The following is a 25,318-nucleotide window of genomic DNA, read 5'->3' on the forward strand; positions in this document are numbered from 1 at the left end:
AGACTGTGCCGACGAACTCTGAAGGACCATTCGCGACGCTGCGGAGTGACAATCCCGCGCGCCGCTGTGGTCCTGAAGCTTCCGGTTCGGCAAGGCGCGAGAGACGGCGTTTCGGCCTTCCCCTCACCCCCGAATCAGGTGGACCGTCGCGTCACCCGGCAGCGCAGATTGCGCCCACGGTGAGTCGCGCCCGCCGCCGCCAAGAGTTAAGACATGCCCAACAAGATGTTGATCGATGCCACCCACCCGGAAGAGACCCGGGTCGTCGTGGTCCGCGGCAATCGCGTCGAAGAGTTTGATTTCGAGACCGCGCAACGCAAGCAACTGCGCGGAAATATCTACCTCGCCAAGGTCACAAGGGTCGAACCCTCGCTCCAGGCCGCCTTCGTCGAATATGGCGGCAACCGCCATGGCTTCCTCGCCTTCAGCGAAATCCATCCCGACTACTACCAGATCCCGGTCGCCGACCGGCAGGCGCTGATCGAGGCCGAGGAACAGGCCCATCGCGAGGCCGAGGAAGAGAGCGAGAACCGTTCCCACGGCCGCCGCCGCTCGCGCCACCGCAATGCCCGCCGCCGCGGTCATGGCGAGCGCGTGCGCAGCGAGATCGTCGAGGGTCTCGGCGCCGATCCCGCCGCCCAGCCGCTCGAGGGCGCGCCGCAGCCGGACTACACCGAAGGCGCTCCGCTCGAAGGCGAGCATCTGCACACCGAGGCGGAGCACCACGGCGATCACGAGCACCACGAGCACGGGCACGACGACCATCACCACGCCCATGACGATGATCACCCTCACGATCATGGCGACCATGGTCATGACGGCGAACACGATCATCATGACCATGATCATGCCGACGAGACGCCCGCGCCCGTCGGCGCCGAGCCTGTCGTGGCGAGCGAGCCCGTTGCCGAGCCGCAGGAGGCCCAGACCGTCGAAGCTCACGCCTTCGAGGCGCACGCCGAGGCTCTCGCCGAAGCCGTGACGTCGGCCACCGAGCCGGCCGATGCCGTCTACGCCGCCGGCGAGAGCGTTGAAGCGCCGCATGCCGAAGCCGCGGAAGCAGCCGGCGAAGACGACGACGACGAGGACGAAGAAGACGGCGAGGAAGCCGAAGAGGAAGTCGTCGAATCCGTCGGCGGCGACGACGTGCTGGAGGAAGTGCCGGAGCGTACCTTCCGCCCGCGCCGCCAGTACAAGATCCAGGAAGTCATCAAGCGCCGCCAGGTGATGCTGGTGCAGGTCGTCAAGGAAGAGCGCGGCAACAAGGGCGCGGCACTGACGACCTATCTCTCGCTCGCCGGCCGCTATGCCGTGCTGATGCCCAACACCGCGCGCGGCGGCGGCATCAGCCGCAAGATCACCAGCGCGCAGGACCGTTCTCGTCTCAAGGAGGTCGTGCAGGACCTCGACGTGCCCGAAGGCATGGGCATCATCCTGCGCACCGCAGGCGCTTCCCGCACCAAGCCCGAGATCAAGCGCGACTTCGAGTACCTGATCCGGATGTGGGAGACGGTGCGCGACCTGACGCTGAAGTCGCAGGCCCCGACCCTCGTCTATGAGGAAGGCTCGCTGATCAAGCGCTCGCTGCGCGACCTCTACAACAAGGAGATCGACGAGATCCAGGTTGCCGGCGACGGCGGCTACCGCGAAGCGCGCGACTTCATGAAGATGCTGATGCCCGCCAATGTCAGCGCGGTGAAGCAGTATCGCGACGGCCAGCCGCTGTTCTCGCGCATGGGCGTCGAGAGCCAGCTCGATGCGATGTTCTCGCCGACCGTGCAGCTTCGCTCCGGCGGCTATGTCGTGATCAACCAGACCGAGGCGCTGGTCTCGATCGACGTCAACTCGGGACGATCGACCCGCGAGCACCATATCGAGGACACCGCGCTCAAGACCAATCTGGAAGCGGCCGAAGAGGTCGCCCGCCAGCTTCGCCTCCGCGACCTCGCCGGCCTGATCGTCATCGACTTCATCGACATGGACGAGAAGCGCAACAACCGTGCGGTCGAGCGCAAGCTGTCCGACTGCCTGCGCCAGGACCGCGCGCGCATCCAGGTCGGCCGCATCTCGCATTTCGGCCTCCTGGAGATGTCGCGTCAGCGCATCCGCGCCAGCGTGCTCGAGAGCTCGACCGATCCCTGCCCGCATTGCGGCGGCACCGGCCACGTCCGTTCGGTGTCTTCGGTGGCGCTACAGCTCTTGCGCGGCCTCGAAGAGATCCTGATGAAGGGCGCGACCCACAATCTCGTGGTCCGCACCCGCACCGACGTCGCGCTCTATGTGCTGAACCACAAGCGCGGCCATCTGCGCGACCTCGAGAACAGCTTCAAGGTCACGCTGTCGGTCATCGCCGATCCCAGCGTCAGCGGCCCGCAGGCCTATCTCATCGACCGCGGTGAGCAGGTGCACACGCTGGAAGCCGCCAAGGCGCTGCTCGCGGCGCAGGCGGCTGCGAGCCCGCCGCCCTTGGTCGAAGACGCCTATGACGACGAGGAGTTCGATTCGGAGCTGGAATCCGAGATCGAGTCCGAGGAGACCGAAGGTCTCACTGAGGAGCAGGCTTCTGGAGAGGCTGCCCCCGAGCAGGACGGTCAGCGCCGCAAGCGCCGCCGTCGCCGGCGCGGCCGCGGTGGCCAGCGCGAGGGCGAACTGCGTGAGGATGGTGCGCCCAGTCTCCCCGAGGCGGCCGTGGCAGCCAGCGAAGGCGACGAGGATTCCGAGTCCGAGCAGGACGGCGAGGAAGGCGAGGAGCAGGCAGCCCGTGGCGAGCAGCAGGGCAGCGGCGAGCGCCGGCGCCGGCGCGGTCGTAGGGGCGGACGTCGCCGTCGTGGCGGCAATGAGGAAGGTCTCGCCGGCTCCATCAGCGACGAGCTCGCGGCCAATGCCGCGCCGGAAGCAAGCGATGCAGTGGCCGATTTCGACGGCGCCAGCGGTGAGGCTGCGCCCTCGATCGCGCAGGTCGAAGACACCACTGAACCGCAGATCGCCGAGCCCGAGCCGCGTGCCGAAGTTCAGGCTGCGGCGCCGGCCCAGCTCGAGCCGGCTCCCACTCCTGTTGCGATGGAAGAAGAATCCACCGACGACAAGGCCACGCGGCGCCGTTCCACGGTCCGCGAAAAGGTGAGCTTCCTGTCGAGCAGCGCGAGCGAGCCGGCAGCGCCGGTTGCACAGGCAGCCGAGCCGGTCGCTCCGCCGGCACCGGCCCCCGAACCCGCGCCGGAAGCGGCAACCGAGACGCCGGCTGCCCCACGCCGCGCCGGCTGGTGGTCCCGCCGCTTCGGCGGCGGCGAGTAAGCCGAACGCCAAACAAAAAACGCCCGGCCAAGCCGGGCGTTTTTCATTTCAGGGGGCCGCCCCTACGACGGCAGCTCGTCATCCCCGAGCGGCGCGACGTCGCGCGCGGCGATCTGGCGGAGCTGGTCGTAGAGATCGGGCGCCTCGCTGGTGCAGAGGCAGACGCCTGTTGCCGAAGGTCCTTCGCCGGCATTGAGGTAGGCGTGGCCCATGGTGCTGTCGAGATAGATGCCGTCGCCCTCGCCCAGGATCTCCGGCGCATAGAACTCGGTGTGGACGGCGACGCGTCCGCGCGTCACCACGAAATACTCCTCGCCGCCGTGACGCAGCAGCGGACCGAACTCCTCAAGCGAGCGCGCGCGCACTTCGGCCACGATCGGCACCATGCGTTTGCCGATCAGGTCGGTGCATTGATAGGTGTAGGTGTAGAACTTCGTGGTGATCACCTGCCCCTGCCCGGCCCGGCTGATGCTCCGCCGCGCAGTCACCGGCCGGCCCCGCGCGGGCGCAGCGACCGCGGGATTAAACAGCTCGGCGATTTCCATCTTCAGGCCCGAGGTGAGCTGGAGCAGCTTGTCGTAGGTCAGCGACATCAGGCCGTTCTCGACCTTGGACAGGGTCGAGAGCGCCATCCCGGTCCGCTCCGCCACCTGCTTGAGCGTCAGGCCGCGCGCCTGGCGGGCGGCCTTGAGGCATTGGCCGAGCTGGGAATTGGCAGTTTCTGATGTCGTGATCTCACTCATGTCGCGATGCTAGCACGACCAAAGAAAAATAGTTGATCGATAGATCTAATCTTTTCGACCTAAACAGTCCGAATCGACCCTAATTGGGCGCTGATCGGGCAGGCCGTGCTCCATTGGCGCATGAAAATAGCTCAGACTGACGAATTTTGGCGCCCCACTCTGCTTTCCGATATGCTAAATCGTTTTCATAATCTGAAAGGGAGCGGGCGTTGTCCGAACTGTGCGATTCCAGTGCCGTTGAGCTGCGCCGCCTGCTGGCTGCGCGGACGATCTCGCCTGTCGAGCTGCTCGATGCCTGCCTCGCGCGCATCGCCGCCGTCAATGGCGCCGTCAACGCTGTCGTGACTCTGGACGAGCCGGGCGCGCGCGCTGCGGCGAAGGAGGCCGAGGCAGCCATCCTGCGCGGTGAGGATCGCGGCGCGCTGCACGGCCTGCCGGTCCTGATCAAGGACACCCAGGACACCGCCGGGATGCGCTCCACCTATGGCAGCCCGCTGCTGCGCGACAACGTGCCGGTCGCCGACCAGGGCTCGGTTGCTCGCATACGGGCCGCCGGCGCCATCATCTTCGGCAAGACCAACACGCCGGAATGGGCGGCCGGCGGCAACACCCGCAACCCCGTGTTCGGCGCGACCGGCAATCCGTTCGATCCCATGCGCTCGGCGGCTGGCTCCTCCGGCGGCTCGGCGGTGGCGCTCGCCTGCGGCATGGCCCCGCTCGCCTCGGGCTCCGACACCGGCGGAAGCTTGCGCAATCCGGCCGGCTTCTCCGGCATCGTCGGCATACGTCCGTCCTATGGCCTTGTCCCAAGCGAGAAGCGCATCTTCGGCTGGTCGAACCTGTCGACCGACGGGCCGATGGCGCGCAACGTCGCCGACGCCGCGCTGATGCTGTCGGTGATGGCGAGCGACGATGCCCGCGATCCACTCGCCTACACCCTGCCCGGCGAACCGTTGCGTGCGCGCGCCGAACGCTGGGCCGCGCCGCGTCCCGCCGATCTCGGCAAGCTGCGTCTCGCCTTCACCGAAGACTTCGGCTTCGCGCCGACCGAACAGGCGATCCGCCGCGTGTTCCGCAATCGCGTCAGCAAGCTCGCGCCCCTGTTCGCCGAAAGCCGCGAGGCAACGCCCGACTGCTCCGGCGCGGACGACGCCTTCGCCGTGCTGCGCGCGGGCATGTTCCTGGCGACGCATGGCAAGAACTATAAAGAACGGCCTGACATGCTCGGTCCGAACGTCCGCGCCAATGTCGAGGAAGGCCTCGGCTACACGCTCGAGGACCACGCGCGCGCGGCCACGACGCAGACGCGGATCTATCGCGCCTACCAGAGCTTCTTCGCGCGTTGCGACGTGCTGATCAGCCCGACCATCACGCTGAGCCCGCGTCCGTGGTCGGAGCTCTATCCCGCCGAGATCGACGGCGTGCCGACCAAATCCTATTTCCACTGGCTCGCGCTCGCCTATGCCGTTACGCTTGCCGGCCACCCGGCGATCAGCATCCCGCTCGGCCTCGATGAGGCCGGCCTGCCGTTCGGCCTGCAGATCGTCGGCCCGCGCGGCGGCGATGCCATCGTGCTCTCGGTCGCCGCGAGCATCGAGGCGGCTTTCGCGAACGACGCACACATGTGCCGGCCCATACCCGACCTCGCGCGGCTCGCCGCGGCGCCGCCGCTGTCGGCCGCGCCCGATTTTCTCACCTGGGAATGACCCGGGCCTGACAGGAGAATTTGTCCGATGCAAAGCGCGATCGTTCTCGGCGGCGGCATGGTCGGTGTGGGTGCAGCGCTGCACCTGCAGCGGCGCGGCTGGGCCGTCACGCTCGTCGACCGCAGGGAGCCCGGCCGCGAGACCAGCTATGGCAATGCCGGGATGATCCAGGCGGAAGCCGTGCGCCCCTATCCGATGCCGCGCGACCTCTCCACACTGCTGAAGATCGCGACCGGCCGCACCAATGACGTGCGCTACAGCCTGTCCTCGCTGCATCGTCACATCGAGCCGCTGCTGCGCTACTGGTGGCATTCGGCGCCGAAGCGGCATCGCGAAGCCATCGTCGGCTGGGCGCGCCTGATCGGCGACGCCACGAGCGAGCACGACATCCTCATCCGCGAAGCCCACGCCGACAATCTGATCCGCCGCGCCGGCTATCGCGCGCTCTATCGCGATGCCGCCGCCCTGGAGCAGTCGATCAAGGACGCGGAACAGGACCAGCGCGAATTCGGTGTGAACTTTCGCGTGTTGTCAGGCAGCGAATTGACCAAGGCCGAGCCGATCCTGCGCGACGACCTGCCCGGCGCGATCCATTGGCTCGACACCTGGACCGTGTCCGATCCGGGCGCACTGGTCACGGCCTATGCCGAGCTGTTCGCGCGCCTCGGCGGCAGGATCGTGCTCGGCGATGCGCAGTCGCTGCAGCAGACTACGAGCGGCTGGTCGGTCGACACCGATCAGGGACGCATCGACGCCGCCCACGCCGTCGTGACACTCGGGCCATGGTCGCCCGATCTGTTGTACAAGTTCGGCTATCGCATCCCGCTGGTGCGCAAGCGCGGCTACCACATGCATTACAGCGGCGGCGCCTCGCTCGATCTGCCGCTCGTCGACAAGGGCGGCGGCTACGCCATGGGCCCGATGGCCAAGGGCATCCGCATCACCACCGGCGCCGAGCTGACCGGTCCGGATGCGCTCGCAACGCCGGTGCAGCTCGCCAGCGCCGAAGCCTCCGCACGCGAGCTGATCGATCTCGGCAAGCGCGTCGAACCCGATCCGTGGTTCGGCACCCGCCCCTGCACGCCCGACATGCTGCCGGTGCTCGGACAGGCCCCGCGCCATCCCGGCCTCTGGATGAATTTCGGCCACGGCCATCAGGGCTTTACGCTGGGACCTGCGACCGGGCGCCTGCTCGCCGAGATCATGAGCGGCGAGACGCCGTCGATCGATCCCGCGCCGTACCGGCCGGAACGGTTCTAGGATGCGGCGTCTATGATGCGGCCGCGCGGCCGTTCAGACCGCGCGAACTTCGGCGAGCCGCTTGATTGCGTACTCGTCGTCCCAGCAGACGGCGGCTTCCCATGCGGCCGACGCTTGGGCGGCAATGTCGTGCGCGCCAGTGTCGAGACCGGCGGCGTTGTGGGGCAGCACCAGATCGAGGTCGGAGACGTCGACGTGCGACTCGTCCCAGTCGATCAGTGCGACCCGGTTCGCGGTTATTCGGACGTTACCAGGATTGTTAGGGTTGCCGTGAACGACGGATGTCTGCCGTCCGGCGAGCCGTGCCCACGCTGCTCGGCATCGAGCAACGCTCTCAGGCGGCATCGCGCCGAGATCGATCCTCGTCCCGGTTTCGACGTGCAGGAGGTCGGTCGACGATCGCCAACCTGGGCGCTGCGGCCAGCCCTGCGTCAACTGATGCAGTCGGCGGAGCGTGTCCGCCACGCGACGCCAGTCGGCCTCCGTCTCGGGCGGTCCGCCTTCCACGTATGTCATCACCACTAGACCGTCCGCGAACAACCTGCCGTCTGTCGTCGGGATCGGCACCGGCACGGTTAGACCTTCACGATCGAGGTGTTGGAGGAGGTCGGTTTCCCATGCGAGATCAGCGTCGCTCCTCGTACCGAGACGACCGACTGCGAGGTGCCCGTGGACTCGCACGCTCCACACGTCGTTGGCGACTCCGCCAGTGAGGGGTTCGATGCGAGCGACATCTTCACCCCACTGCCGGATTGCCTCCCATCCCACTGGCGACATCAAAGGCGCTCCTCATCGAGTTGGCTGGCAAAAGACGTTTTGGCGAATGCCACTATTGGCCCGAAGCAGACGATGCAACAGGCCTGCCGTGACGGCCGTATCCGATTGTTGCGCCCCCGCAACACGAAAGGCCCCGGCTCCAATGAGTACGCGCCCTAGTCCCGCGCGGCCTACTTCGTCGCCCCATCTGCAATTGAGCTGCGGCAGCAAGCATTGGTCCAGCTCTCCGCGCTTGCGGCAAGCACCGCGAGCGCAGCCGAGAGGCGCAGCAACGGATCGTCCCATTCGCGGGGGCTGCGCTGACGGAACAGCCGCATGGTCGGGTACCACGGGCTGTCCTCGCGATCCCGCAGCCAGCGCCAGTCCAGCGCGTAAGGCGTCAGCATCCACACGGTGCGTCCCAGCGCGCCCGCGAGATGCGCGACCGACGTGTCGACGGCGACGACGAGATCGAGCGCAGCAACCGCTGCCGCCGTGTCGGCGAAATCGCCGAGCGCGGGCGCAAGATCGATGATGTCCGTGCCGAGTGCGGCCAGCACCGCGGCATCCTCCGGCCGCGGCTCCTTTTGCAAGGAGTAGAGCTGCACGCCCGGCATCACGAGGCGCGGCAGCACGGCTTCGGCTGACAGCGAGCGCTGCCGGTCGCCCTTGTGCCTGGCATTGCCGGCCCAGACCACGCCGACCTTCAGCGCCGTCACATCCGCAAGCGCCGCGCGCCAGCGCGACAGTTTTGCGGGATCGGGATGGAGGTACGGGACATCAGCCGGAACGGTGTCGAGCGTGGTGCCGAAGATGCGCGGCAGGCTCATCAGCGGCAGTTGCAGATCGAACGGCGGCAGCGGCACGCCGCGCGGGATCACGGTGACGTCGGGAAGCTGCTGCAGCAGCACGGCGAGCGCAGGCTGAACCTGCAAAATGATCCTACCGCCCTTCGCCGCCACCATCGGCACATAGCGCACGAAATGCAGGGCGTCGCCGAGGCCGTATTCGGCGAACAGCAGCAAGGTGCGGCCCTCGAGCGGCTCGCCCTGCCATTCCGGCTCGTCGAATGCGGGATCGCCGTCCGACAGCGTCTTGCATTTGCGTCGCCAGCGATAGGTCTCGAAGCCTTCCGCGAAATCGCCGTTCATCAGCAGGAAATGCGCGTGGTTATATTGCGCGAGCGGCTGCTCGGGATCGAGCGCGATGGCGCGATGCGAGACCGCGAGCGCTTCGTCGATCTCGCCGGCATTGCGCAGCGCGACCGCGAGATTGGCGTGCCCCTTGGCATAATCAGGGTCGGCGACGACCGCACAGCGGTGCGCCGCGACCGCGTCGGCAGCGCGCTCCTGTTTCTCGAAGATGATGCCGAGATTGGTCCAGGTCGGAGCGTGATCAGGCTTCAGCAGCAGCGCGTGCTCGCAGGCCGAGATCGCCTCGTCCAGTTCGCCGAGCTCGGAGAGACAGGCACCGAGGTTGCTGCGATCACATGGTCCGACGGATCGCGCGCAAAGCTCCGCCTGTAGGCCTCAGCGGCCTCCTGCAGATGACCGGCCTCGTGCAGGACCAGACCGAGCAGGCGCAGCGCCGGAGCATTGTCGGGTGCAAGCGCGATGGCGCGGCGATACTGGACGATGGCGTCCTCCAGCGATCCTTGCCGATAGAGTGCGGCCCCGAGATTGCACAGCACGCCGGGATCATCAGGATCAACGTCAAGCGCGTGGCGATAGGCCGCCTCCGCCTCGCCGAGCCGCGCCTGGTCGATGAGGAGATTGCCGAGATTGAGCCAGACGCCGCGATACGAAGGCTCCCGCGCGATGACCGCGCGATAGGCCTCTTCGGCCTCCGCAAGCCGCCCCTGTTCCGCAAGCACGACGGCGAGGTTGAAGCACGCCCGCGTCAGTTGCGCATCGAGCGCCAGTGCGCGGCGATAGGCGGCCTCGGCCTCGTCGAAGCGCGCGAGCTCGCCGAGCGCGACGCCGAGCTTGTTGTGCAGGCCGGCATCGTCGGGCCGCCGCACCAGCGCGCGCCGGAATGCCGCGACCGCCCCCTCCTGCTCGCCCTTCACCGCGAGTGCATCGCCGAGCGTGACGAGCGCCGGCGCGTGCTCGGGATCGACGCTGAAGATGCGTCCGAGCAGCGCGGCGCCCTCCGCCGCGCGGTCGCTGACGAAGGCGGCGACGGCGGCCAGATGCAGCGCCGGGACGTGATCCGGCTCTGCCTTCAGAACCTCGGCGCACAGAGCATCCGCCTCGTCCGGCCGCCCCGCCGCAAAATGCTCCGCCGCCTGCAACACAATCGGATTCACAGCCGCGTCGCTCACGATACCCACCCCTCAAGCTCCGAGATGCGGGTTAAACGCGCGAGCTCGAAAATTCCGTCAGTCGGCGCGCTCGGCGAGCAATGTCCTGATGCGATCGGCGTCACCAGGCGTCGCCGGGTTGTAGACGATCATGCTGAGATCGGAGCGGCCCTCGACGTTGAAGCTCGAATATTCGAACGACATGGTGCCGTGAACGGGATGGCGCAGCCGCTTGGTGCCGTCGCCATGATGGCGCACGTCATTGTCGCGCCACAGCGCTGCGAATTCCGGACTGGTCCGGCACAGCTCGTCGACGAAATCGGCAACATGCGAGACGGCACCGGCGCGCGCGGCATCCGCCCTGAACGCCGCCACCACAAAACGGGCGACGCTGTCCCAGTCGTACTGCGCGGCGCGCACGCGCGGATCGCAGAAGATGAAGCGGAGGATGTTGCGCTGGCCCGGCGGGATCGCGCCATAGTCGGTGAGCACCACGCTCGCGGCCCGATTCCAGGCAACGACGTCCCAGGTCGCGGTCCGCACCAATGCAGGGCTGAATGCGAGCGCATCGAGCACGCGCTGCAGCCGCGGCGAAACGCCTTCCGCCGCCTGGTAACGCACCTCGGGCGGGCGGCCGAGGCCGATCAGGAACAGATGCTCGCGCTCGACATCGGTCAGCATCAAGGCGCGGGCGATACGGTCGAGCACGTCGGCCGAGGGTGCCCCGCCGCGGCCCTGCTCCAGCCAGGTGTACCAGGTCGGGCTGATATTGGCGCGCTGCGCCACCTCCTCGCGACGGAGCCCGGGCGTGCGCCTGCGGCTGCCACTGAGGCCGAACGCGGCGGCATCGAGCCGGGTGCGGCGGTCCTTCAGGTAGGTCCCGAGCAGGTTCTCGGCTGGGGCGGTCTCGCTCATCCTGTTAGCTATTATACCCTGATAACGTCACTACTTTACCCGGATAAGTCTAGCGCAGATGGTCCTCGCCACCAACCCCGAGGAGATATCTCATGCGCGTATTCGTCACCGGCGCCACCGGCTTTGTCGGCTCCGCCGTCGTTCGCGACCTGATCGCCGCCGGCCACGCTGTCACCGGCCTTGCCCGGACCGACGCCGGTGCTGCGACCGTCGCGGCGATGGGCGCCGCGGTCCATCGCGGCTCGCTGGAGGACCATGCCTCCTTGCGCAGCGGCGCGGCCGCATCCGACGGCGTGCTCCACCTCGCCTTCAACCACGACTTCTCGAAATTTACCGAGAATTGCGAGCTCGACCGCCGCGCCATTCTGGCGATCGGCGAGGAGCTCAAGGGCTCCGAGCGCCCGCTCATCGTGACCTCAGGCGTGGCGCTGCTTGCGCCCGGACGCCTCGCGACCGAGGACGATGCCGCAGCCCGCCACTTTCCGCGCGTCTCGGAAGCGACCGCCGAGGATCTCATGCAGCAAGGCGTCCGCGCCGGCATCGTGCGGCTGCCGCCCACCACCCACGGCGAGGGCGACCACGGATTTGTCCCGCGCCTGATCGCGATCGCCCGCGAGAAAGGTGCTGCGGCCTATATCGGCGATGGCAGCAACCGCTGGCCGGCCGCGCACCGCCTCGATGCCGCGCGCGTCTACCGGCTCGCGCTGGAGCAAGTCGCATCCGCCCGCCGCTATCACGCCATCGCCGAGGAAGGCGTGCCGTTCAAGACGATTGCCGAAGTGATCGGCAAACGGCTCGGCGTGCCCGTGGTCGCGAAGTCCAGTGACGACGCCGAGTCCCATTTCGGATGGTTCGCGCGGTTCGCCAGCATCGACGTTCCGACCTCGAGCGCGAAGACGCGTGCGGCACTCGGCTGGGAGCCCAAAGAAAAAGGGCTGATCGAGGATCTCGACCAGCCCTGTTACTTCGAGGTCTGACGCGTGGCTCGCGTCCGGATCAGTCCGTCGTGATCGCCGTCTCCATGTCGGTCGGATCGACCTGCTTGGAGAGGTTGGCGTTGAGCTTGTCGCGGTCGAGCTCACCTTCCCACCAGGCGACGATCACGCAGGCGACGCCGTTGCCGCACAGATTGGTCAGCGCACGGCACTCGCTCATGAACTTGTCGATGCCGAGCACGATCGCCATGCCCGGCACGAGGCGCGGATCGACCACGGCGAGCGTTGCCGCCAGCGTGATGAAGCCCGCGCCGGTGATGCCGGAGGCGCCCTTCGAGGTCAGCATCGCCACCACCAGGATGGTCAGCTGCTGGCCGAAGGAGAGATCGACGCCGAGCGCCTGGGCGATGAACAGCGTCGCCAGCGTCATGTAGATGTTGGTGCCGTCGAGGTTGAACGAATAGCCCGTGGGCACCACGAGGCCGACCACCGACTTCGAGCAGCCGAGCCGCTCCAGCTTCTCCATCAAGGACGGCAGCGCGCTTTCCGAGGAGGAGGTACCGAGCACGATCAGCAGCTCGTCCTTGATGTAGGCCAGGAACTTGAAGATCGAGAACCCCGCCATCCGCGCGATGATGCCGAGCACGACGAACACGAACAGCGCAGCCGTGACGTAGAACGTCGCGATCAGGCCGATCAGATTGAGGATCGCGCCGGTGCCGAACTTGCCGATGGTGTAGGCCATCGCGCCGAACGCACCGATCGGCGCCGCGCGCATCACGATGGAGATGACGCCGAACACCGCATGCGCGGCATCGTCGATGAAGCTGCGGATGGTGTGGCCGCGCTCACCCAGGCTCATGATGGCGAAGCCGAACAGCACCGAGAACAGCAGCACCTGCAGGATCTCGCCTTGCGCAAAGGCGCCGACCACGGTGTCCGGAATGATGTGCAGCACGAAGTCTACGGACTTCTGGCCGGCGGCCTGCTTGGCGTAGTTCGCAACGGCCGCCTCGCTCGCCGCCGCATTGCCGAAGCCTGCGCCCGGCCTGACGAGATTGCCGACGATGAGACCGATCACCAGCGCGAAGGTCGAGACGACCTCGAAATAGACCAGCGCCTTGACGCCGATGCGGCCGACCTTCTTGGCGTCCTGGATGTGCGCGATGCCCGACACCACGGTGCAGAAGATGATCGGGGCGATCACCATCTTGATCAGCTTGATGAAGCCGTCGCCCATCGCCTTGATCCAGTCGTTGGTGGCGAACGACGGCCAGAGCCAGCCGACGATAGCGCCGAGCACGATGGCGATCAGCACCTGGACATAGAGGACTTTGTACCACGGCTTTGCTGCGGCCGGCGCGACCGGCGCCCCCGCCATCGTTGTCGTCGTCATCGTTTCACTCCCCCTCGAACATTGGGGCCAGCCAAGATCAACTTGGCCGGCCCTGTCAATTGGAACCGCTCGGAATGGTGCGCTTTACCCGCGACGATCGACGAGCCGGCGCGCCGCCGGCATCAGCGTCGCGCCCAGCGCGTTCTTGACCAGGGACGCCGCGATGAACGGCGCAAGGCCCACCTGCCAGGCTTTCGCCGCGCCCAGACCGAGGCCGAAGGCCAGCCAGCCGAAGCCGGCGGCCAGAATGACGATGTGGCCGACGGCCATCGCGGCGAACAGCAGCACCACGCTGCGATCCCAGCCGCGCTCGGCGAGCCAGCCGGTGACGAAGGCAGCGAGCACGAAGCCGAACAGATAGCCCGCGGTCGGGCCAACCAGCGGTGCAATCCCACCCACGGGACCGGCGAACACCGGCAGGCCAAGCGCACCCTCGACGAGGTAGGCGATCATGGTTGCGCTGCCAAGGCGCCAGCCGTAGGCGGCGCCGATCATCAGCACCACCAGCGTCTGCAACGTCATGGGCACGTAAGGCAGCGGCAGGTTCACCTTGGCTGATAGCGCCATCAAGGCGGTGCCGAGCGCAATCAGCGCGACGGCACGCAGTGCACCGACTGTTTCGCCCGGACGGGTCGGCCACATCAATGCGGCGAGAGGAGAATGCGTGGCGGCGGTGGGCACGGAACGGTCAGACAAGTTGCACTCCGGAAGGCTGGCGAAAACTGGCGGCTATTTAAGCCAGTGAGCGATCCGGTCAACTGCCTCCCGCATCTCTTCTGCCGAACGGGCATAAGAGAACCGTATGAATGAACGGCCATGGATGGGATCGAAATCGACGCCCGGCGTCGCCGCCACATGGGCCTGTTCCAGCATCTGCTTGGCGAATTCGAAACTGTCGGAAGTGAAGTCCGACACATCGGCATAGAGGTAGAACGCACCATCGGCCGGCAAGAACTTGCTGAGCCCCGCCTTGGGCAGTCCCTCGATCAAAATGCGCCGGTTTTCCTGATAGCCGTGCTTGATCTCCTCCATCTCGGCGGCGCCGTCGAAGGCGGCCTCGGCGGCGATCTGCGACAGCGAGGGCACCGAGATCGACAGGTTCTGCTGCAGCCGCTCGATCGGGCGCACCAAAATCTCCGGCACGACCATCCAGCCGACGCGCCAGCCCGTCATGCAAAAATACTTCGAGAACGAATTGATCACGAGTGCGTGGTCGGACAGCGCCGCGGCCGTCACCGCCGGAAACGCGTAGTCCAGCCCGTGATAGATCTCGTCCGAGATGAAGCGGATTTTGGCGTCTTCCGCCGCCGCGATCAGGCCGGCGAGCGCCTCGCGGGACATCATCGTTCCCGTCGGATTGGCGGGACTGCCGACCAGCACGCCCTTCAGCGGCGCCTTGCGATGGGCGGCAAGCAGCGCCTCGCCGGTGAGCGCGTGGCGTGTCTCGTTCGTCGTCTCGATCAGCACCGGCTCGCAGCCGAGCGCAGTCAGGATGTGGCGGTATGGCGGATAGCCCGGCACCGTCACGGCGACGCGGTCCCCGGGCTCGAACATCGACAGGAACGCGAGGATGAATCCGCCGGACGAGCCCGTCGTCACCACAATCCGCTCGGGGCTGACGTCACACCCATGGACGTCGCGATAGTGCCGCGCGATCCGCTCGCGCAAGGAAGGGATACCGAGCGCGGAGGTATAGTCGATCCGGCCGGCCTCGAGCGCGGCATGGGCGGCCGCGATCGCGGTTTTCGGCGCGCCGGCCGCGGGCTGGCCGACCTCCATGTGGATGACATGGCCGCCGGCGGCCTCGATTCGGGCCGCGGCGGCCATCACGTCCATCACCATGAACGGGGGAACGTCGCTGCGGCGGGAGGGCTCGAGCCACTGCCCCAACCGGTTCCTCAATGTCGCATCCTGCATCGATTTCTGCTATTTCGCTGGCGGACCGGTCCGTCCGGTCCTTCAAAACGGGGCGCTTGCGCCCCAGACTGGCCGCATTGTACGGCTCATAAGGGGTACGGCTCATAGGCCATATCGCGTATCCGGTCCGCCGCCAATCGCCAAAACCAATCACGAAAACTGCATTCCAGGTCCCTTTGCCGAGACCGTTTGACCAAGACCGCCTGATGTTGCTCCAGACCGCATTGCGCAAGAAGGCCTCCGCCCTCACCGCCCTCGTCACGGCCGCGGCGATCGCACTGGCGCCGCTCCCGGCGGCACGCGCGCAGAGCAAGGGTCCGCCGATCCTGCGCGATACCGAGACCGAACAGCTCCTGCGCGAATATACCCGCCCGATCCTGCGCGTCGCCGGTCTGGAAAAGCAGAACATCCAGATGGTGATCATCAACGACAGCGCGTTCAACGCGTTCGTCGCAGACGGCCGCCGCATCTTCGTCAATTACGGCGCGATCCTCCAGTCGGAGACGCCGAACCAGATCATCGGCGTGCTCGCGCACGAGACCGGGCATCTGGCCGGCGGGCATCTGTCCAAGCTGCGCGAGCAGCTCGCCAACGCGCAGACCCAGATGATCATCGCGATGCTGCTCGGCGCCGGTGCGATCGCAGCCGGCAGCACCCGCAGCTCAAGCAGCGCCGGCAACAACGGCCTTGCCAATGCGGGCGCCGCCGCGATCGCCGGACCGCAGGAGATGATCCGCCGCACGCTGCTGTCCTACCAGCGCCAGCAGGAGGAGAACGCCGACCGCGCCGGCGTGAAATTCCTGACCGCGACCCAGCAGTCGCCGAGGGGCATGTACGAGACCTTCAAGCGCTTCACCAGCGAGAGCCTGTTCGCCGCGCGCGGCGCCGACCCCTATCTCCAGTCGCATCCGATGCCGGCCGAGCGCGTCGCGGCACTGCAGGAGTTCGCCAGCAGCAGTCCCTATTGGGAGAAGAAGGACGATCCCGCACTCCAGCTCCGCCACGACATGGTGCGCGCCAAGATCTCGGCCTTCATGGAGCGGCCGGAGACGGTGTATCGCCGCTATCCGCAGACCAACGACAGCATGCCGGCGCGCTATGCCCGGGCCATCAGCACCTATCTGCACGGCGATCTGCGCAGCGCCCTCGCCCAGATCGACGCCCTGATCCAGGTCCAGCCCAACAACCCGTATTTCTACGAGGTACGCGGCCAGGCGCTGCTCGAGAGCGGCAAGCCCGCCGAGGCCATCGCTCCGCTGCGCAAAGCCGTGCAGCTCTCCAACAACTCGCCCCTCATCGAGATGTTACTTGGGCAGGCTCTGGTTGGAACCGATAATAAAGCCTACACCGAAGACGCCGTTCGGATTCTTCGCACCGCCGTGGCGCGGGAGCCCGAGGCGGTGCTCGGTTATACCCAGCTCGCGATGGCCTATGGCCGGAAGGGCGACTATGCCGAGGCGGATCTCGCATCGGCTCAGGCCGCTTACCTGCGCGGCGACAACAAGACCGCCCGCGAGCTTGCAACGCGCGCGAAAACCCGTTTCGCCGTCGGCACGCCCGGATGGGTCAAGGCCGACGACATCGTGGCGGCCAAGCCGCCGCGCAACTGAAAACTGGAACGACGCCTTGAGACCACGACGTCACGACACCGAGCTTTGAGTCCGCCGGGACGTTTTCCGAAACCTGCTTTGGATAAGAGGATTTGCCTATGCCTTCGCTGCGTCTGCTTGCCCCCGCGCTGTTTGCGCTCGCCATGTTCGGCGCAGCCGCGCCCGCGTCGGCCGACAGCTTCTCCGATGCCCAGCGCACCGACATCGAGGCGATCGTCAAGAACTATCTCGTCACCCATCCCGAGGTGCTCGAGGAAGCGATGACCGAGCTCACCAAGCGCCAGGCCGCGGCCGAAACGCAGAAGCACGAGGCCAGCATCGCGCAGAACTCAGAGGCGATCTTCAACTCGCCGCGCCAGGTCGTGCTCGGCAACAAGGACGGCGACGTCACCTTCGTCGAGTTCTTCGATTACAATTGCGGCTACTGCAAGCGCGCGATGGATGACATGCTGACCCTCATGAAGGGCGATCCCAAGCTGAAGGTCGTGCTGAAGGAGTTTCCCGTGCTGAGCCAGGGCTCGGTCGAAGCCGCGCAGGTCGCGGTCGCCGTGCGTATGCAGGATCCCTCCGGCAAGAAGTATCTCGACTTCCACCAGAAGCTGCTCGGCGGCCGCGGCGCGGCCGACAAGGCGCGCGCCATGCAGGCGGCCAAGGACGCCGGGCTCGACACCGCGAAAATCGAGAAGGACCTCACCAGCCCCGAAGTGCGCGCCACCATCGAGGAGAACTTCAAGCTCGCCGAGGCGATGGGCATGAACGGCACGCCGAGCTACGTGATCGGCAAGCAGATCGTGATCGGCGCGGTCGGCGTTGAAGGCCTGAAGGAAAAGATCGGCATTGCCCGCTGCGGCAAGGCGACCTGCTGAGCGACACGACATTGCGTTGAAAGAGGCCGGCTCACCGCCGGCCTCTTTTTTTGCGCGGGTTCGCACGCAGTTTGTCGCGATCCGGGCGAGACCGTTCATCCGGCGTTCAATAAACAAAGCGCGTCGGAACCCCCTGGAATTCGGAACGACCACGCTCTCCTTTCGTTGTCGGCGCGGGCAATGACGCAAAGAAATCACGTGAGGAGAGGTTCAAATGACTAATCGCTTTTTGGTCTCGGTTGCAGCCTTGGCGCTGATCTCCGGCACCGGTTTTGCCAACGCGCAAGGAACCGGAACCAAGGACTACGGGGGTGGCCAGCAGACCCAGCACAGTACGCAGCCTTCTGGCGAGCGCAGCGGCTCCATGGGCAAGCAAGAGTCCATGGACAAGCAAGACAAGCATGACAAGGGAACAGTCGGCCAGGCCGGCGGCATGAAGGATCAGCCGAGCGCTCATGACAAGTCGACTCAGTCCGACAAGATGAACAAGGACCAACCGGGGGCGACGCGTGAGAAGTCGACGCAGTCGGAGAAGTCGTCGACGGTTGGCCAGAGCCCGCGGAGCGACGAGAAGTCCAAGGGCAGCATGAGCAAGGAAACCGAGACCAAGGGCACCAAGGACATGAAGGCTGAGGGCAGCAAGAGCGGCACCTCGACCAACAATGCCGAGAGCCAGAAGGGGACCACGAGCACCAACCAGAACGCTCAGGGTCAGACCGGCACCGGCACCAACCAGAACGCCCAGGGCCAGACCAGCACCAACACGACGGTCGGCCAGGCTGGCGCTGGCGCCAAGCTCTCGACCGAGCAGCGGACCCAGATCACCTCGGTGATCCGCGAGCAGCGCGTGGCCCCTGTGAGCAATGTGAACTTCGCGGTCTCGGTCGGCACCCGCATTCCGCGCGAGGGCATCGAGCTGCACGCCCTGCCGTCCCGGGTTGCGACGATCTATCCGGAGTGGCGCAACTACCGCTACGTCATGGTCCGCGAGCAGATCGTGATCATCGATCCGAACACCTACGAGATCGTCGCGGTTCTCGACGTCTAGGGCTGATGACGACTATCTCGGAGGCGGGCCGCAATGCCCGCCTCCTTGCGTTTGGCCGGCAGCCATGCTTTGGACTGGTTAACAAGCAATTTCCGTAGCTTCCGCACAGGTTTTTGCACCCCGGATGAGGTGCCTGAAGCCCCTTGGGAGGTCCTTCAAGGCTTCCCCTAGGGCGCTTTGTTACCTATAACCCCGCCACGCCGAAGCACCTCTTCCGGGATTGGAATGGCAGAACCAGCAACCGACACGATCCTCGTTCTCAACGGGCCGAACCTCAACATGTTGGGGACGCGCGAGCCTGAAAAGTATGGCCATGCGACGCTGGCCGACGTCGAGGCGCTGTGCCGCGAGACGGCGGCGACGTTCGGCCTCAAGGCCGACTGCCGCCAATCCAACCGCGAGGGCGAGCTGATCGACTTCATCCACGAGGCGCATGCGCGCAAGATGAAGGGCATCATCATCAATGCCGGCGGCTATTCGCACACCTCGATCGCGCTGCACGACGCGCTGCTCGCGGTGCAGATCCCGACGGTCGAGGTGCATGTGACCAACATCCACGCCCGCGAGAGTTTTCGTCACCACTCCTACACCGCGCGCGCCGCGTTCGCCTCGCTGTGCGGTTTCGGCATCGAAGGCTACCGCCTCGCCATCCAGGGCCTTGCCGCCAAGCTCGGCATCAAGCCCAAAGCCTGACGCTCCCTTCCAACAGAACATTCGGATCAAACAACATGGCGCGCCAGCCAGACGACAAAGCAGCCGCAAAGTTTTCCAGCGAGGATTCCGCGCTCGTGCGCGAGCTCGCCCTTCTGCTCGATGAGACCAGCCTCACCGAGATCGAGATCGAGCGCGCGGGCCTCCGCCTGCGCGTCGCCCGCAACATCAGTGTCGCGGCGACCATGCCGATGCCGGTCGCGGCCGCTGCCGCCCTGCCTTTGGCGGCAAGCGCCGCCGCGCCCGCTTCCGCCGCGGCCGATTTGTCCAAGCATCCGGGCGCCGTGACCTCGCCTATGGTCGGCACCGCCTATTGGGCGCCGGAGCCCGGCGCCAAGCCGTTCATCGAGGTCGGCTCCAAGGTCTCGGTCGGCCAGACGCTGCTGATCATCGAAGCCATGAAGACCATGAACCAGATTCCCTCGCCGCGCGCCGGCACGGTGACGCAGATCCTGGTCGAGGACGGCCAGCCGGTCGAGTACGGCGAGCCGCTGGTCATTATTGAATAAGCGAGTGGCGAATGGCGAATAGCGAATGGTGCCTGTCTTGCCACTCGCTATTCGCTGCTCCCTATTCGCCCGCTGAGGCACCATGTTCGACAAGATCCTCATAGCCAATCGCGGCGAGATCGCCCTTCGCATCCTCAGGGCCTGCAAGGAGCTCGGGATCGCGACCGTTGCCGTTCACTCCACGGCCGACGCTGATGCCATGCATGTGCGCCTGTCGGACGAGAGCGTCTGCATTGGGCCGCCGGCGTCCAAGGACAGCTATCTCAACGTGCCCGCGCTGCTCGCGGCCTGCGAGATCACCGGCGCCGATGCCGTGCATCCCGGCTACGGCTTCCTCTCCGAGAACGCGCGCTTCGCGGAAATCCTCTCCGAGCACAATCTGCATTTCATCGGCCCCAAGGCCGAGCACATCCGCCTGATGGGCGACAAGATCGAGGCCAAGAAGACCGCCAAGAAGCTCGGCATCCCCGTGGTGCCCGGCTCGGACGGCGCGGTCGGCCCCGACGATGACGCCATGGCGATCGCGAAGAAGATCGGCTTTCCCGTCCTGGTGAAGGCGGCGGCGGGCGGCGGCGGCCGCGGCATGAAGGTCGCCCACAGTGAGGCCGACCTCCAGCTGGCGCTGTCGACGGCGGCCAACGAGGCCAAATCCGCCTTTGGCGACGCCTCGGTCTATCTCGAAAAATACCTCCAGAAGCCGCGCCACATCGAAATCCAGATCCTCGGCGACGGCCGCGGCGGCGCGATCCATCTCGGCGAGCGCGATTGCTCGCTGCAACGCCGCCACCAGAAGGTCTGGGAGGAAGGCCCCTCGCCCGTGCTGGCCGCCGCCGCGCGCGCCAAGATCGGCGAGACCTGTGCCAAGGCTATGCGCGAGATGAAATATCTCGGCGTCGGCACCATCGAGTTCCTGTTCGAGGACGGCGAGTTCTACTTCATCGAGATGAACACGCGTATCCAGGTCGAGCATCCCGTCACCGAGAGCATCACCGACATCGACCTCGTGCTGGAGCAGATCCGCATCGCCGCCGGCGGCGAGCTGCCGGCGAAGCAGAGCGAGATCCAGATCATCGGCCACGCCATCGAGTGCCGGATCAACGCGGAGAATCCGCAGACCTTCCGGCCCTCGCCGGGCCGCATCACGCAATATCACCCGCCCGGCGGGCTCGGCGTGCGGATCGATTCCGCCGTCTATCAGGGCTACACGATCCCGCCCTATTACGATTCCCTCGTCGGCAAGCTGATCGTGCACGGCAAGACCCGCGCCGAATGCCTGATGCGGCTGCGTCGGGCGCTGGACGAGATGGTGGTCGAAGGCATCGAGACCACACTGCCGCTGTTCCGCGACCTCGTTCGTCAGGACGACATCATCAACGGCGACTATCACATCCACTGGCTGGAACAGTATCTGGCCGGCAAGGCGGAACCCGCCCCCAAATAAATCCCCCACCCCCGGGAACCCGTTGCCTTCACGGGCGTTTTGAGCAGCTGGGAGCTGTTTGAAAAGGGGCGTTGGATTTCCATTGATCTCGACTGGGCGACACCGTCGTGACGGCTGAAGCGCAGCGGCGGCGCGCGTTTTGGCACATCCTGCTGTTCGCAGCGGGCCTTGTGGTGCTGACCGTGATCAGCGCCGGCTCGGTCTACCTCGTCAACAAGGCGCGCGACGACAGCAAATGGGTGCTCCACACCATCGAGGTGGAGAACCAGGTCAACACGCTGCTGCTCGAGGTCCGACGGGCCGAGAGCAGCGCTCGCGGCTTTCTCCTGACGCAGGGACCGGATTTCCAGGCGGATCATGAGCGGGCCATCGCAGCGATCATTCCGGCGCTCGACAAGCTCACGCGCCAGATCGGCGACAGTCCGGCGCAGCGCGACAGCGTCGAGAAGCTCAGCGCCGCGATCGAGGTCCGGCTCGGCCAGTTCGCGCGCGAGATGGATTTCGTCAAGCAGGGTCAACTCGACAATGCCAAGGCCCTGGTGCGCGAGGCCGCTGCAGGTAACACCACCACCACTATCAGCAACCTCGCCAATGCGATGATCCGCGAAGAGGAGCGGCTGTTCCGGCTCCGCTCCGCCAATGCCGACCGCAGCCAGACGCTGGCCGCATCTCTCACCGGCATCGGCTCAGGCCTCGTCGTGGTGCTGGCGCTGATCTCGATCTGGCTGCTACGGCGTTCGGCGCGCATGCGTGACGAGGCCGAGACCCGCCTGCGCGACGCCTACGCCAATCTGGAGGCCCTCGTTGACGAACGCACGGCAGACCTGCGCGAGGCCAACAACGAGATCCAGCGTTTCGCCTATATCGTGAGCCACGATCTGCGCTCACCGCTCGTCAACATCATGGGCTTCACCAGCGAGCTCGAAGAGCTCGGCGGCGACATCTTCCGTCGCGTCAGCAGCCTCACCCACGTCCCGGCCGACGGGCCGCCCTTGCCCTCCGGCGAGATCGCACTCGAAGGCCCCGACAAGCAGCTTTCCGAGGATTTCTCCGAGGCGCTCGGCTTCATCAAATCGTCGATCGCCAAGATGGACCGGCTGATCTCGGCGATCCTCAACCTCACCCGCGAGGGCCGGCGCGAATTCCAGCCGGAGAAGATCGACATCCGCGAGTTCGTCGAGGCCATCGTGTCGACGCTGGCGCATCAGGCCGTCGAAGCGCAGGCCGAAATCCACGTCGAGCCACTGCCCGACATCGTCAGCGATCGCCTTGCGCTGGAGCAGATCTTCTCGAATCTGATCGACAACGCGATCAAGTACTTGAAGAACGGCGTGCCCGGCGAGATCAGAATTCGCGGGCGGACCAAGCTCGGCTACGCTATCTTCGAGATCAGCGACAACGGCCGCGGCATCGACGCTAGGGATCATCAGCGGATATTCGACCTGTTCCGCCGTGCGGGAACCCAGGACAAGCCGGGACAGGGCATAGGTCTTGCACATGTGCGTGCACTTGTGCGTCGTCTCGGCGGCACCATGTCGGTATCGTCGGAACTCAACGCGGGCAGCACGTTCACCATCACGCTGCCCGTCGCCTGGAACGCCACCACCCGGAAGACAGATCGATGACGCAGCCAGTCACCATCATCATGATCGAGGACGACGAGGGGCACGCCCGGCTGATCGAGCGCAACATCCGCCGCTCCGGCGTCAACAACGAGATCATCTCGTTCGCCAACGGCACCGATGCGATGAAGCATCTGTTCGGCGCCGACGGCAGCGGGCTTCCCCAGAAGGGCAACGCCCTCCTGATCCTGCTCGACCTCAACCTGCCCGACATGAGCGGGATCGACATCCTGAAGCAGATCAAGGAAAACAGATATCTCAAGGCCTCGCCGGTGGTCGTGCTCACGACCACCGACGATTCCCAGGAGATCAAGCGCTGCTACGAGCTCGGCTGCAACGTCTACATCACCAAACCCGTCAATTACGAGAATTTCGCCAACGCCATCCGGCAGCTCGGGCTGTTCTTCTCGGTCATCCAGGTTCCGCCCGCCGCCCCATGAACCAGCCAACGCCGACACTGCTCTATATCGACGACGACGACGCGCTCGCGCGCCTGGTCGAACGCGGCCTGACGCGGCGCGGCTACAGGGTCATCCACGCCGCCAGCGGCGAGGAAGGCCTCGAGCACATCCGCGGGGCCGGCGCGCAGGACGGTATCAAAGGCAGCATCGACGTTATTGCGCTCGACCAGTACATGCCGGGCCTCGACGGCCTCGAGACGCTCGAGCAGATCATGGCGATCCCGGACGCGCCTCCCGTGGTGTTCGTCACGGCCTCGCAGGACTCCAGCATCGCGGTCACCGCGCTGAAGGCGGGTGCGGCCGATTATCTCGTCAAGGACGTCAAGGGCGACTTCATCCCCCTGCTCCACGTCGCCGCCGAGGGCGCGCTGCGCCAGGCCGAGCTGCAGAGGGCACGGGAGGAGGCGGAAGCCGAGGTTCACGCCTCGCGCGACCGCTACGCCGCGCTTGCCGCCGAGCGCGAGCTCTTGCTGCGCGAGGTCAATCACCGCGTCGGCAACTCGCTCCAGATCATCGCCTCCCTGCTGCACCTTCAGGCCAGCTCCGCCGCGCAGGAAGAGGTCAAGGCCGCGCTGACCAACGCGATGGGCCGCGTCGCCGCGGTCGCGCAGGTGCACCGCCGCCTCTACACCTCGCAGGATCTGAAGAGCGTGGTGCTGAACCAGTATCTGGATTCGCTGCTCGAGGATCTGCGCCGCTCGGCCGAAGGTAACCGGATGTCGCGCCTGACGCTGAAGGCCGAGCCGATCGAGATCGACCCGGATCGCGCGGTCGCCGTCGGCATCATCGTCAACGAGCTGGTGATGAACGCGGTGAAATACGCCTATCCCGACGGCGCCGGCCCGATCCACGTCGAGCTGACCTCGCAGGGCGAGGATCTCCTGCTGACGATCGCCGACGACGGCGTCGGCGACAACGTCAAGGCCGACCCGCGCTCCACCGGCATGGGCCAGCGCATCGTCGCTGCCATGGCCACCAAGCTCGACGCCTCGGTGGAGCGTGACCCCACCCATTCCGGAACCCGCATCGTGCTCCGGTTCCAGCGCCTGCCCGCGCCGCCCGGCAAGGCCAACAACGCCGCCGCGAGCTGACCCGCCTCGCCCCCATCGCAACCGCATTGCGATCCTGCTATTGTCGCAGGCCATGACTTCGCGCGATTCCGCCTCGTCTGAGATCACGCCGGCCGTACTGCTGCGCGCCTATGCCTGCGGCATCTTTCCGATGGCCGAAAGCGCCGACGATCCGACCCTGTTCTGGGTCGAGCCGGAGCTGCGCGGCGTCATCCCGCTCGCCGGTTTTCGGGTGGCCTCGCGTCTTGCACGCACCGTGCGCTCGGAGGCGTTTCGTGTGACCGTCAACACCGCCTTCAAGGCCACGATCGCCGGCTGCGCCGCGCCGCAGGCCGGGCGCGAAGACACCTGGATCAACAAGCGCATCCGCGACCTCTATGGCGGCCTGTTCGAGCTCGGCCACTGCCACAGCGTCGAGGCATGGCAGGGCGACGAGCTCGTCGGCGGGCTCTACGGCGTGAGCCTGGGACGCGCCTTCTTCGGCGAAAGCATGTTTCACACCGCGCGCGATGCCTCGAAGGTCGCGCTGGTGCATCTGGTGGCGCGGCTGATCCATGGCGGCTTCGAACTGCTCGACACGCAGTACGTCACCGAGCATCTGAAGAGTTTTGGTGCGGTCGAGATCTCGCGGCGGCGCTACACTGCGCTGCTCGACAAGGCGCTCGCTGGAGATGCCGGCGACTTCCTGAGGCTCTCGTCCGGCAACGCGATCCCGGGCGCACGCGCGCTCGAGATCATCGCTTCAAGGCAATAGAC

The 25,318-nt window shown here is 66.3% G+C and carries 20 protein-coding genes and 1 pseudogene; 14 read left to right on the top strand and 7 right to left on the bottom strand.

Features of this window, described 5'->3' with window-relative positions:
• Nucleotides 1-213 precede the first annotated feature (213 nt).
• Nucleotides 214-3,294 (top strand): Rne/Rng family ribonuclease, encoded by a 3,081-nt coding sequence (locus tag IQ16_RS33865; RefSeq protein WP_018641681.1) that lies wholly within the window; start codon nucleotides 214-216, stop codon nucleotides 3,292-3,294.
• A gap of 62 nt (nucleotides 3,295-3,356) precedes the next feature.
• On the opposite strand, the gene IQ16_RS33870 is transcribed toward IQ16_RS33865, so the two are convergent.
• Complete coding sequence (locus IQ16_RS33870; RefSeq protein WP_018646977.1) at nucleotides 3,357-4,037, bottom strand: helix-turn-helix domain-containing protein; 681 nt, start codon at nucleotides 4,035-4,037, stop codon at nucleotides 3,357-3,359.
• Nucleotides 4,038-4,246: 209 nt separating this feature from the next.
• Between IQ16_RS33870 and IQ16_RS33875 the strand changes: the two genes are divergently transcribed.
• Together IQ16_RS33875 and IQ16_RS33880 are read left to right on the top strand one after the other, a co-directional pair.
• On the top strand, nucleotides 4,247-5,743 hold the full coding sequence (locus tag IQ16_RS33875; protein ID WP_018646976.1) for an amidase: 1,497 nt from the start codon (nucleotides 4,247-4,249) through the stop codon (nucleotides 5,741-5,743).
• A gap of 27 nt (nucleotides 5,744-5,770) precedes the next feature.
• The gene (locus IQ16_RS33880; protein ID WP_018646975.1) at nucleotides 5,771-7,003 is read left to right on the top strand and encodes an NAD(P)/FAD-dependent oxidoreductase; all 1,233 of its coding nucleotides are present in this window, start codon (nucleotides 5,771-5,773) and stop codon (nucleotides 7,001-7,003) included.
• 33 nt (nucleotides 7,004-7,036) lie between these two features.
• Here IQ16_RS33880 and IQ16_RS33885 read toward each other — a convergent pair whose 3' ends face one another.
• From IQ16_RS33885 to IQ16_RS33895, 3 genes and pseudogenes are all read right to left on the bottom strand, one after another.
• On the bottom strand, nucleotides 7,037-7,771 hold the full coding sequence (locus IQ16_RS33885) for a phosphotransferase enzyme family protein (protein WP_026312614.1): 735 nt from the start codon (nucleotides 7,769-7,771) through the stop codon (nucleotides 7,037-7,039).
• Nucleotides 7,772-7,950: 179 nt separating this feature from the next.
• Nucleotides 7,951-10,091: pseudogene (locus tag IQ16_RS33890) on the bottom strand (tetratricopeptide repeat protein).
• 48 nt (nucleotides 10,092-10,139) lie between these two features.
• A complete protein-coding gene (locus IQ16_RS33895; protein WP_018646972.1) occupies nucleotides 10,140-10,976 on the bottom strand; it encodes a helix-turn-helix transcriptional regulator in 837 nt (278 codons plus the stop codon).
• A gap of 92 nt (nucleotides 10,977-11,068) precedes the next feature.
• On the opposite strand from IQ16_RS33895, the gene IQ16_RS33900 reads away from it, so the two are divergent.
• On the top strand, nucleotides 11,069-11,953 hold the full coding sequence (locus IQ16_RS33900; RefSeq protein WP_018646971.1) for an SDR family oxidoreductase: 885 nt from the start codon (nucleotides 11,069-11,071) through the stop codon (nucleotides 11,951-11,953).
• 19 nt (nucleotides 11,954-11,972) lie between these two features.
• On the opposite strand, the gene IQ16_RS33905 is transcribed toward IQ16_RS33900, so the two are convergent.
• From IQ16_RS33905 to IQ16_RS33915, 3 genes are all read right to left on the bottom strand, one after another.
• On the bottom strand, nucleotides 11,973-13,307 hold the full coding sequence (locus tag IQ16_RS33905; RefSeq protein WP_018646970.1) for a dicarboxylate/amino acid:cation symporter: 1,335 nt from the start codon (nucleotides 13,305-13,307) through the stop codon (nucleotides 11,973-11,975).
• An 84-nt stretch (nucleotides 13,308-13,391) separates the two neighbouring features.
• Complete coding sequence (locus IQ16_RS33910) at nucleotides 13,392-13,949, bottom strand: biotin transporter BioY (RefSeq protein ID WP_018646969.1); 558 nt, start codon at nucleotides 13,947-13,949, stop codon at nucleotides 13,392-13,394.
• A gap of 87 nt (nucleotides 13,950-14,036) precedes the next feature.
• Nucleotides 14,037-15,224 (bottom strand): pyridoxal phosphate-dependent aminotransferase, encoded by a 1,188-nt coding sequence (locus IQ16_RS33915; protein WP_145831994.1) that lies wholly within the window; start codon nucleotides 15,222-15,224, stop codon nucleotides 14,037-14,039.
• A 206-nt stretch (nucleotides 15,225-15,430) separates the two neighbouring features.
• Here IQ16_RS33915 and IQ16_RS33920 point away from each other — a divergent pair, with 206 nt between their 5' ends.
• The 10 genes from IQ16_RS33920 (at nucleotide 15,431) to aat (ending at nucleotide 25,316) form a co-directional block, all read left to right on the top strand.
• Nucleotides 15,431-16,834, top strand: a complete 1,404-nt coding sequence (locus IQ16_RS33920) for a M48 family metalloprotease (RefSeq protein WP_018646967.1) — start codon at nucleotides 15,431-15,433, stop codon at nucleotides 16,832-16,834.
• A 98-nt stretch (nucleotides 16,835-16,932) separates the two neighbouring features.
• Nucleotides 16,933-17,700, top strand: a complete 768-nt coding sequence (locus IQ16_RS33925; RefSeq protein WP_018646966.1) for a DsbA family protein — start codon at nucleotides 16,933-16,935, stop codon at nucleotides 17,698-17,700.
• Nucleotides 17,701-17,914: 214 nt separating this feature from the next.
• The gene (locus IQ16_RS33930) at nucleotides 17,915-18,748 is read left to right on the top strand and encodes a DUF1236 domain-containing protein (protein ID WP_018646965.1); all 834 of its coding nucleotides are present in this window, start codon (nucleotides 17,915-17,917) and stop codon (nucleotides 18,746-18,748) included.
• A 225-nt stretch (nucleotides 18,749-18,973) separates the two neighbouring features.
• The gene (gene aroQ / locus IQ16_RS33935; RefSeq protein WP_018646964.1) at nucleotides 18,974-19,441 is read left to right on the top strand and encodes a type II 3-dehydroquinate dehydratase; all 468 of its coding nucleotides are present in this window, start codon (nucleotides 18,974-18,976) and stop codon (nucleotides 19,439-19,441) included.
• Between the two features lie 35 nt (nucleotides 19,442-19,476).
• Complete coding sequence (accB, locus tag IQ16_RS33940) at nucleotides 19,477-19,968, top strand: acetyl-CoA carboxylase biotin carboxyl carrier protein (RefSeq protein WP_018646963.1); 492 nt, start codon at nucleotides 19,477-19,479, stop codon at nucleotides 19,966-19,968.
• An 82-nt stretch (nucleotides 19,969-20,050) separates the two neighbouring features.
• Nucleotides 20,051-21,409, top strand: a complete 1,359-nt coding sequence (gene accC, locus IQ16_RS33945; RefSeq protein WP_018646962.1) for an acetyl-CoA carboxylase biotin carboxylase subunit — start codon at nucleotides 20,051-20,053, stop codon at nucleotides 21,407-21,409.
• 107 nt (nucleotides 21,410-21,516) lie between these two features.
• Nucleotides 21,517-23,034 carry a sensor histidine kinase gene (locus IQ16_RS33950; RefSeq protein WP_018646961.1) on the top strand — a complete coding sequence of 506 codons (1,518 nt, stop codon included), beginning with the start codon at nucleotides 21,517-21,519 and terminating at the stop codon, nucleotides 23,032-23,034.
• Nucleotides 23,031-23,471: a response regulator gene (locus IQ16_RS33955; RefSeq protein WP_018646960.1), complete on the top strand. Its 441-nt coding sequence runs from the start codon at nucleotides 23,031-23,033 to the stop codon at nucleotides 23,469-23,471. Before IQ16_RS33950 ends, IQ16_RS33955 begins: the two co-directional genes overlap by 4 nt.
• Nucleotides 23,468-24,583, top strand: coding sequence for a sensor histidine kinase (locus tag IQ16_RS33960; protein WP_018646959.1), 1,116 nt, complete (start codon nucleotides 23,468-23,470; stop codon nucleotides 24,581-24,583). Before IQ16_RS33955 ends, IQ16_RS33960 begins: the two co-directional genes overlap by 4 nt.
• A gap of 52 nt (nucleotides 24,584-24,635) precedes the next feature.
• Nucleotides 24,636-25,316 carry a leucyl/phenylalanyl-tRNA--protein transferase gene (gene aat / locus IQ16_RS33965; RefSeq protein ID WP_145831995.1) on the top strand — a complete coding sequence of 227 codons (681 nt, stop codon included), beginning with the start codon at nucleotides 24,636-24,638 and terminating at the stop codon, nucleotides 25,314-25,316.
• Nucleotides 25,317-25,318: the final 2 nt, after the last annotated feature.

This window comes from Bradyrhizobium huanghuaihaiense, from assembly GCF_007830635.1.
Lineage (GTDB): Bacteria > Pseudomonadota > Alphaproteobacteria > Rhizobiales > Xanthobacteraceae > Bradyrhizobium > Bradyrhizobium huanghuaihaiense.

Bases quoted from the DNA above. Each gene is read 5' to 3' on its own strand.
- IQ16_RS33880 (WP_018646975.1), top strand. From the start codon at position 5,771: ATGCAAAGCGCGATCGTTCTCGGCGGCGGCATGGTCGGTGTGGGTGCA.
- IQ16_RS33925 (WP_018646966.1), top strand. From the start codon at position 16,933: ATGCCTTCGCTGCGTCTGCTTGCCCCCGCGCTGTTTGCGCTCGCCATG.
- accC (WP_018646962.1), top strand. From the start codon at position 20,051: ATGTTCGACAAGATCCTCATAGCCAATCGCGGCGAGATCGCCCTTCGC.
- IQ16_RS33865 (WP_018641681.1), top strand. From the start codon at position 214: ATGCCCAACAAGATGTTGATCGATGCCACCCACCCGGAAGAGACCCGG.
- IQ16_RS33910 (WP_018646969.1), bottom strand. From the start codon at position 13,949: ATGTGGCCGACCCGTCCGGGCGAAACAGTCGGTGCACTGCGTGCCGTC.
- IQ16_RS33905 (WP_018646970.1), bottom strand. From the start codon at position 13,307: ATGACGACGACAACGATGGCGGGGGCGCCGGTCGCGCCGGCCGCAGCA.
- IQ16_RS33960 (WP_018646959.1), top strand. From the start codon at position 23,468: ATGAACCAGCCAACGCCGACACTGCTCTATATCGACGACGACGACGCG.
- aroQ (WP_018646964.1), top strand. From the start codon at position 18,974: ATGGCAGAACCAGCAACCGACACGATCCTCGTTCTCAACGGGCCGAAC.
- IQ16_RS33930 (WP_018646965.1), top strand. From the start codon at position 17,915: ATGACTAATCGCTTTTTGGTCTCGGTTGCAGCCTTGGCGCTGATCTCC.
- IQ16_RS33870 (WP_018646977.1), bottom strand. From the start codon at position 4,037: ATGAGTGAGATCACGACATCAGAAACTGCCAATTCCCAGCTCGGCCAA.
- IQ16_RS33920 (WP_018646967.1), top strand. From the start codon at position 15,431: ATGTTGCTCCAGACCGCATTGCGCAAGAAGGCCTCCGCCCTCACCGCC.
- IQ16_RS33900 (WP_018646971.1), top strand. From the start codon at position 11,069: ATGCGCGTATTCGTCACCGGCGCCACCGGCTTTGTCGGCTCCGCCGTC.
- IQ16_RS33955 (WP_018646960.1), top strand. From the start codon at position 23,031: ATGACGCAGCCAGTCACCATCATCATGATCGAGGACGACGAGGGGCAC.
- IQ16_RS33895 (WP_018646972.1), bottom strand. From the start codon at position 10,976: ATGAGCGAGACCGCCCCAGCCGAGAACCTGCTCGGGACCTACCTGAAG.
- aat (WP_145831995.1), top strand. From the start codon at position 24,636: ATGACTTCGCGCGATTCCGCCTCGTCTGAGATCACGCCGGCCGTACTG.
- accB (WP_018646963.1), top strand. From the start codon at position 19,477: ATGGCGCGCCAGCCAGACGACAAAGCAGCCGCAAAGTTTTCCAGCGAG.
- IQ16_RS33915 (WP_145831994.1), bottom strand. From the start codon at position 15,224: ATGCAGGATGCGACATTGAGGAACCGGTTGGGGCAGTGGCTCGAGCCC.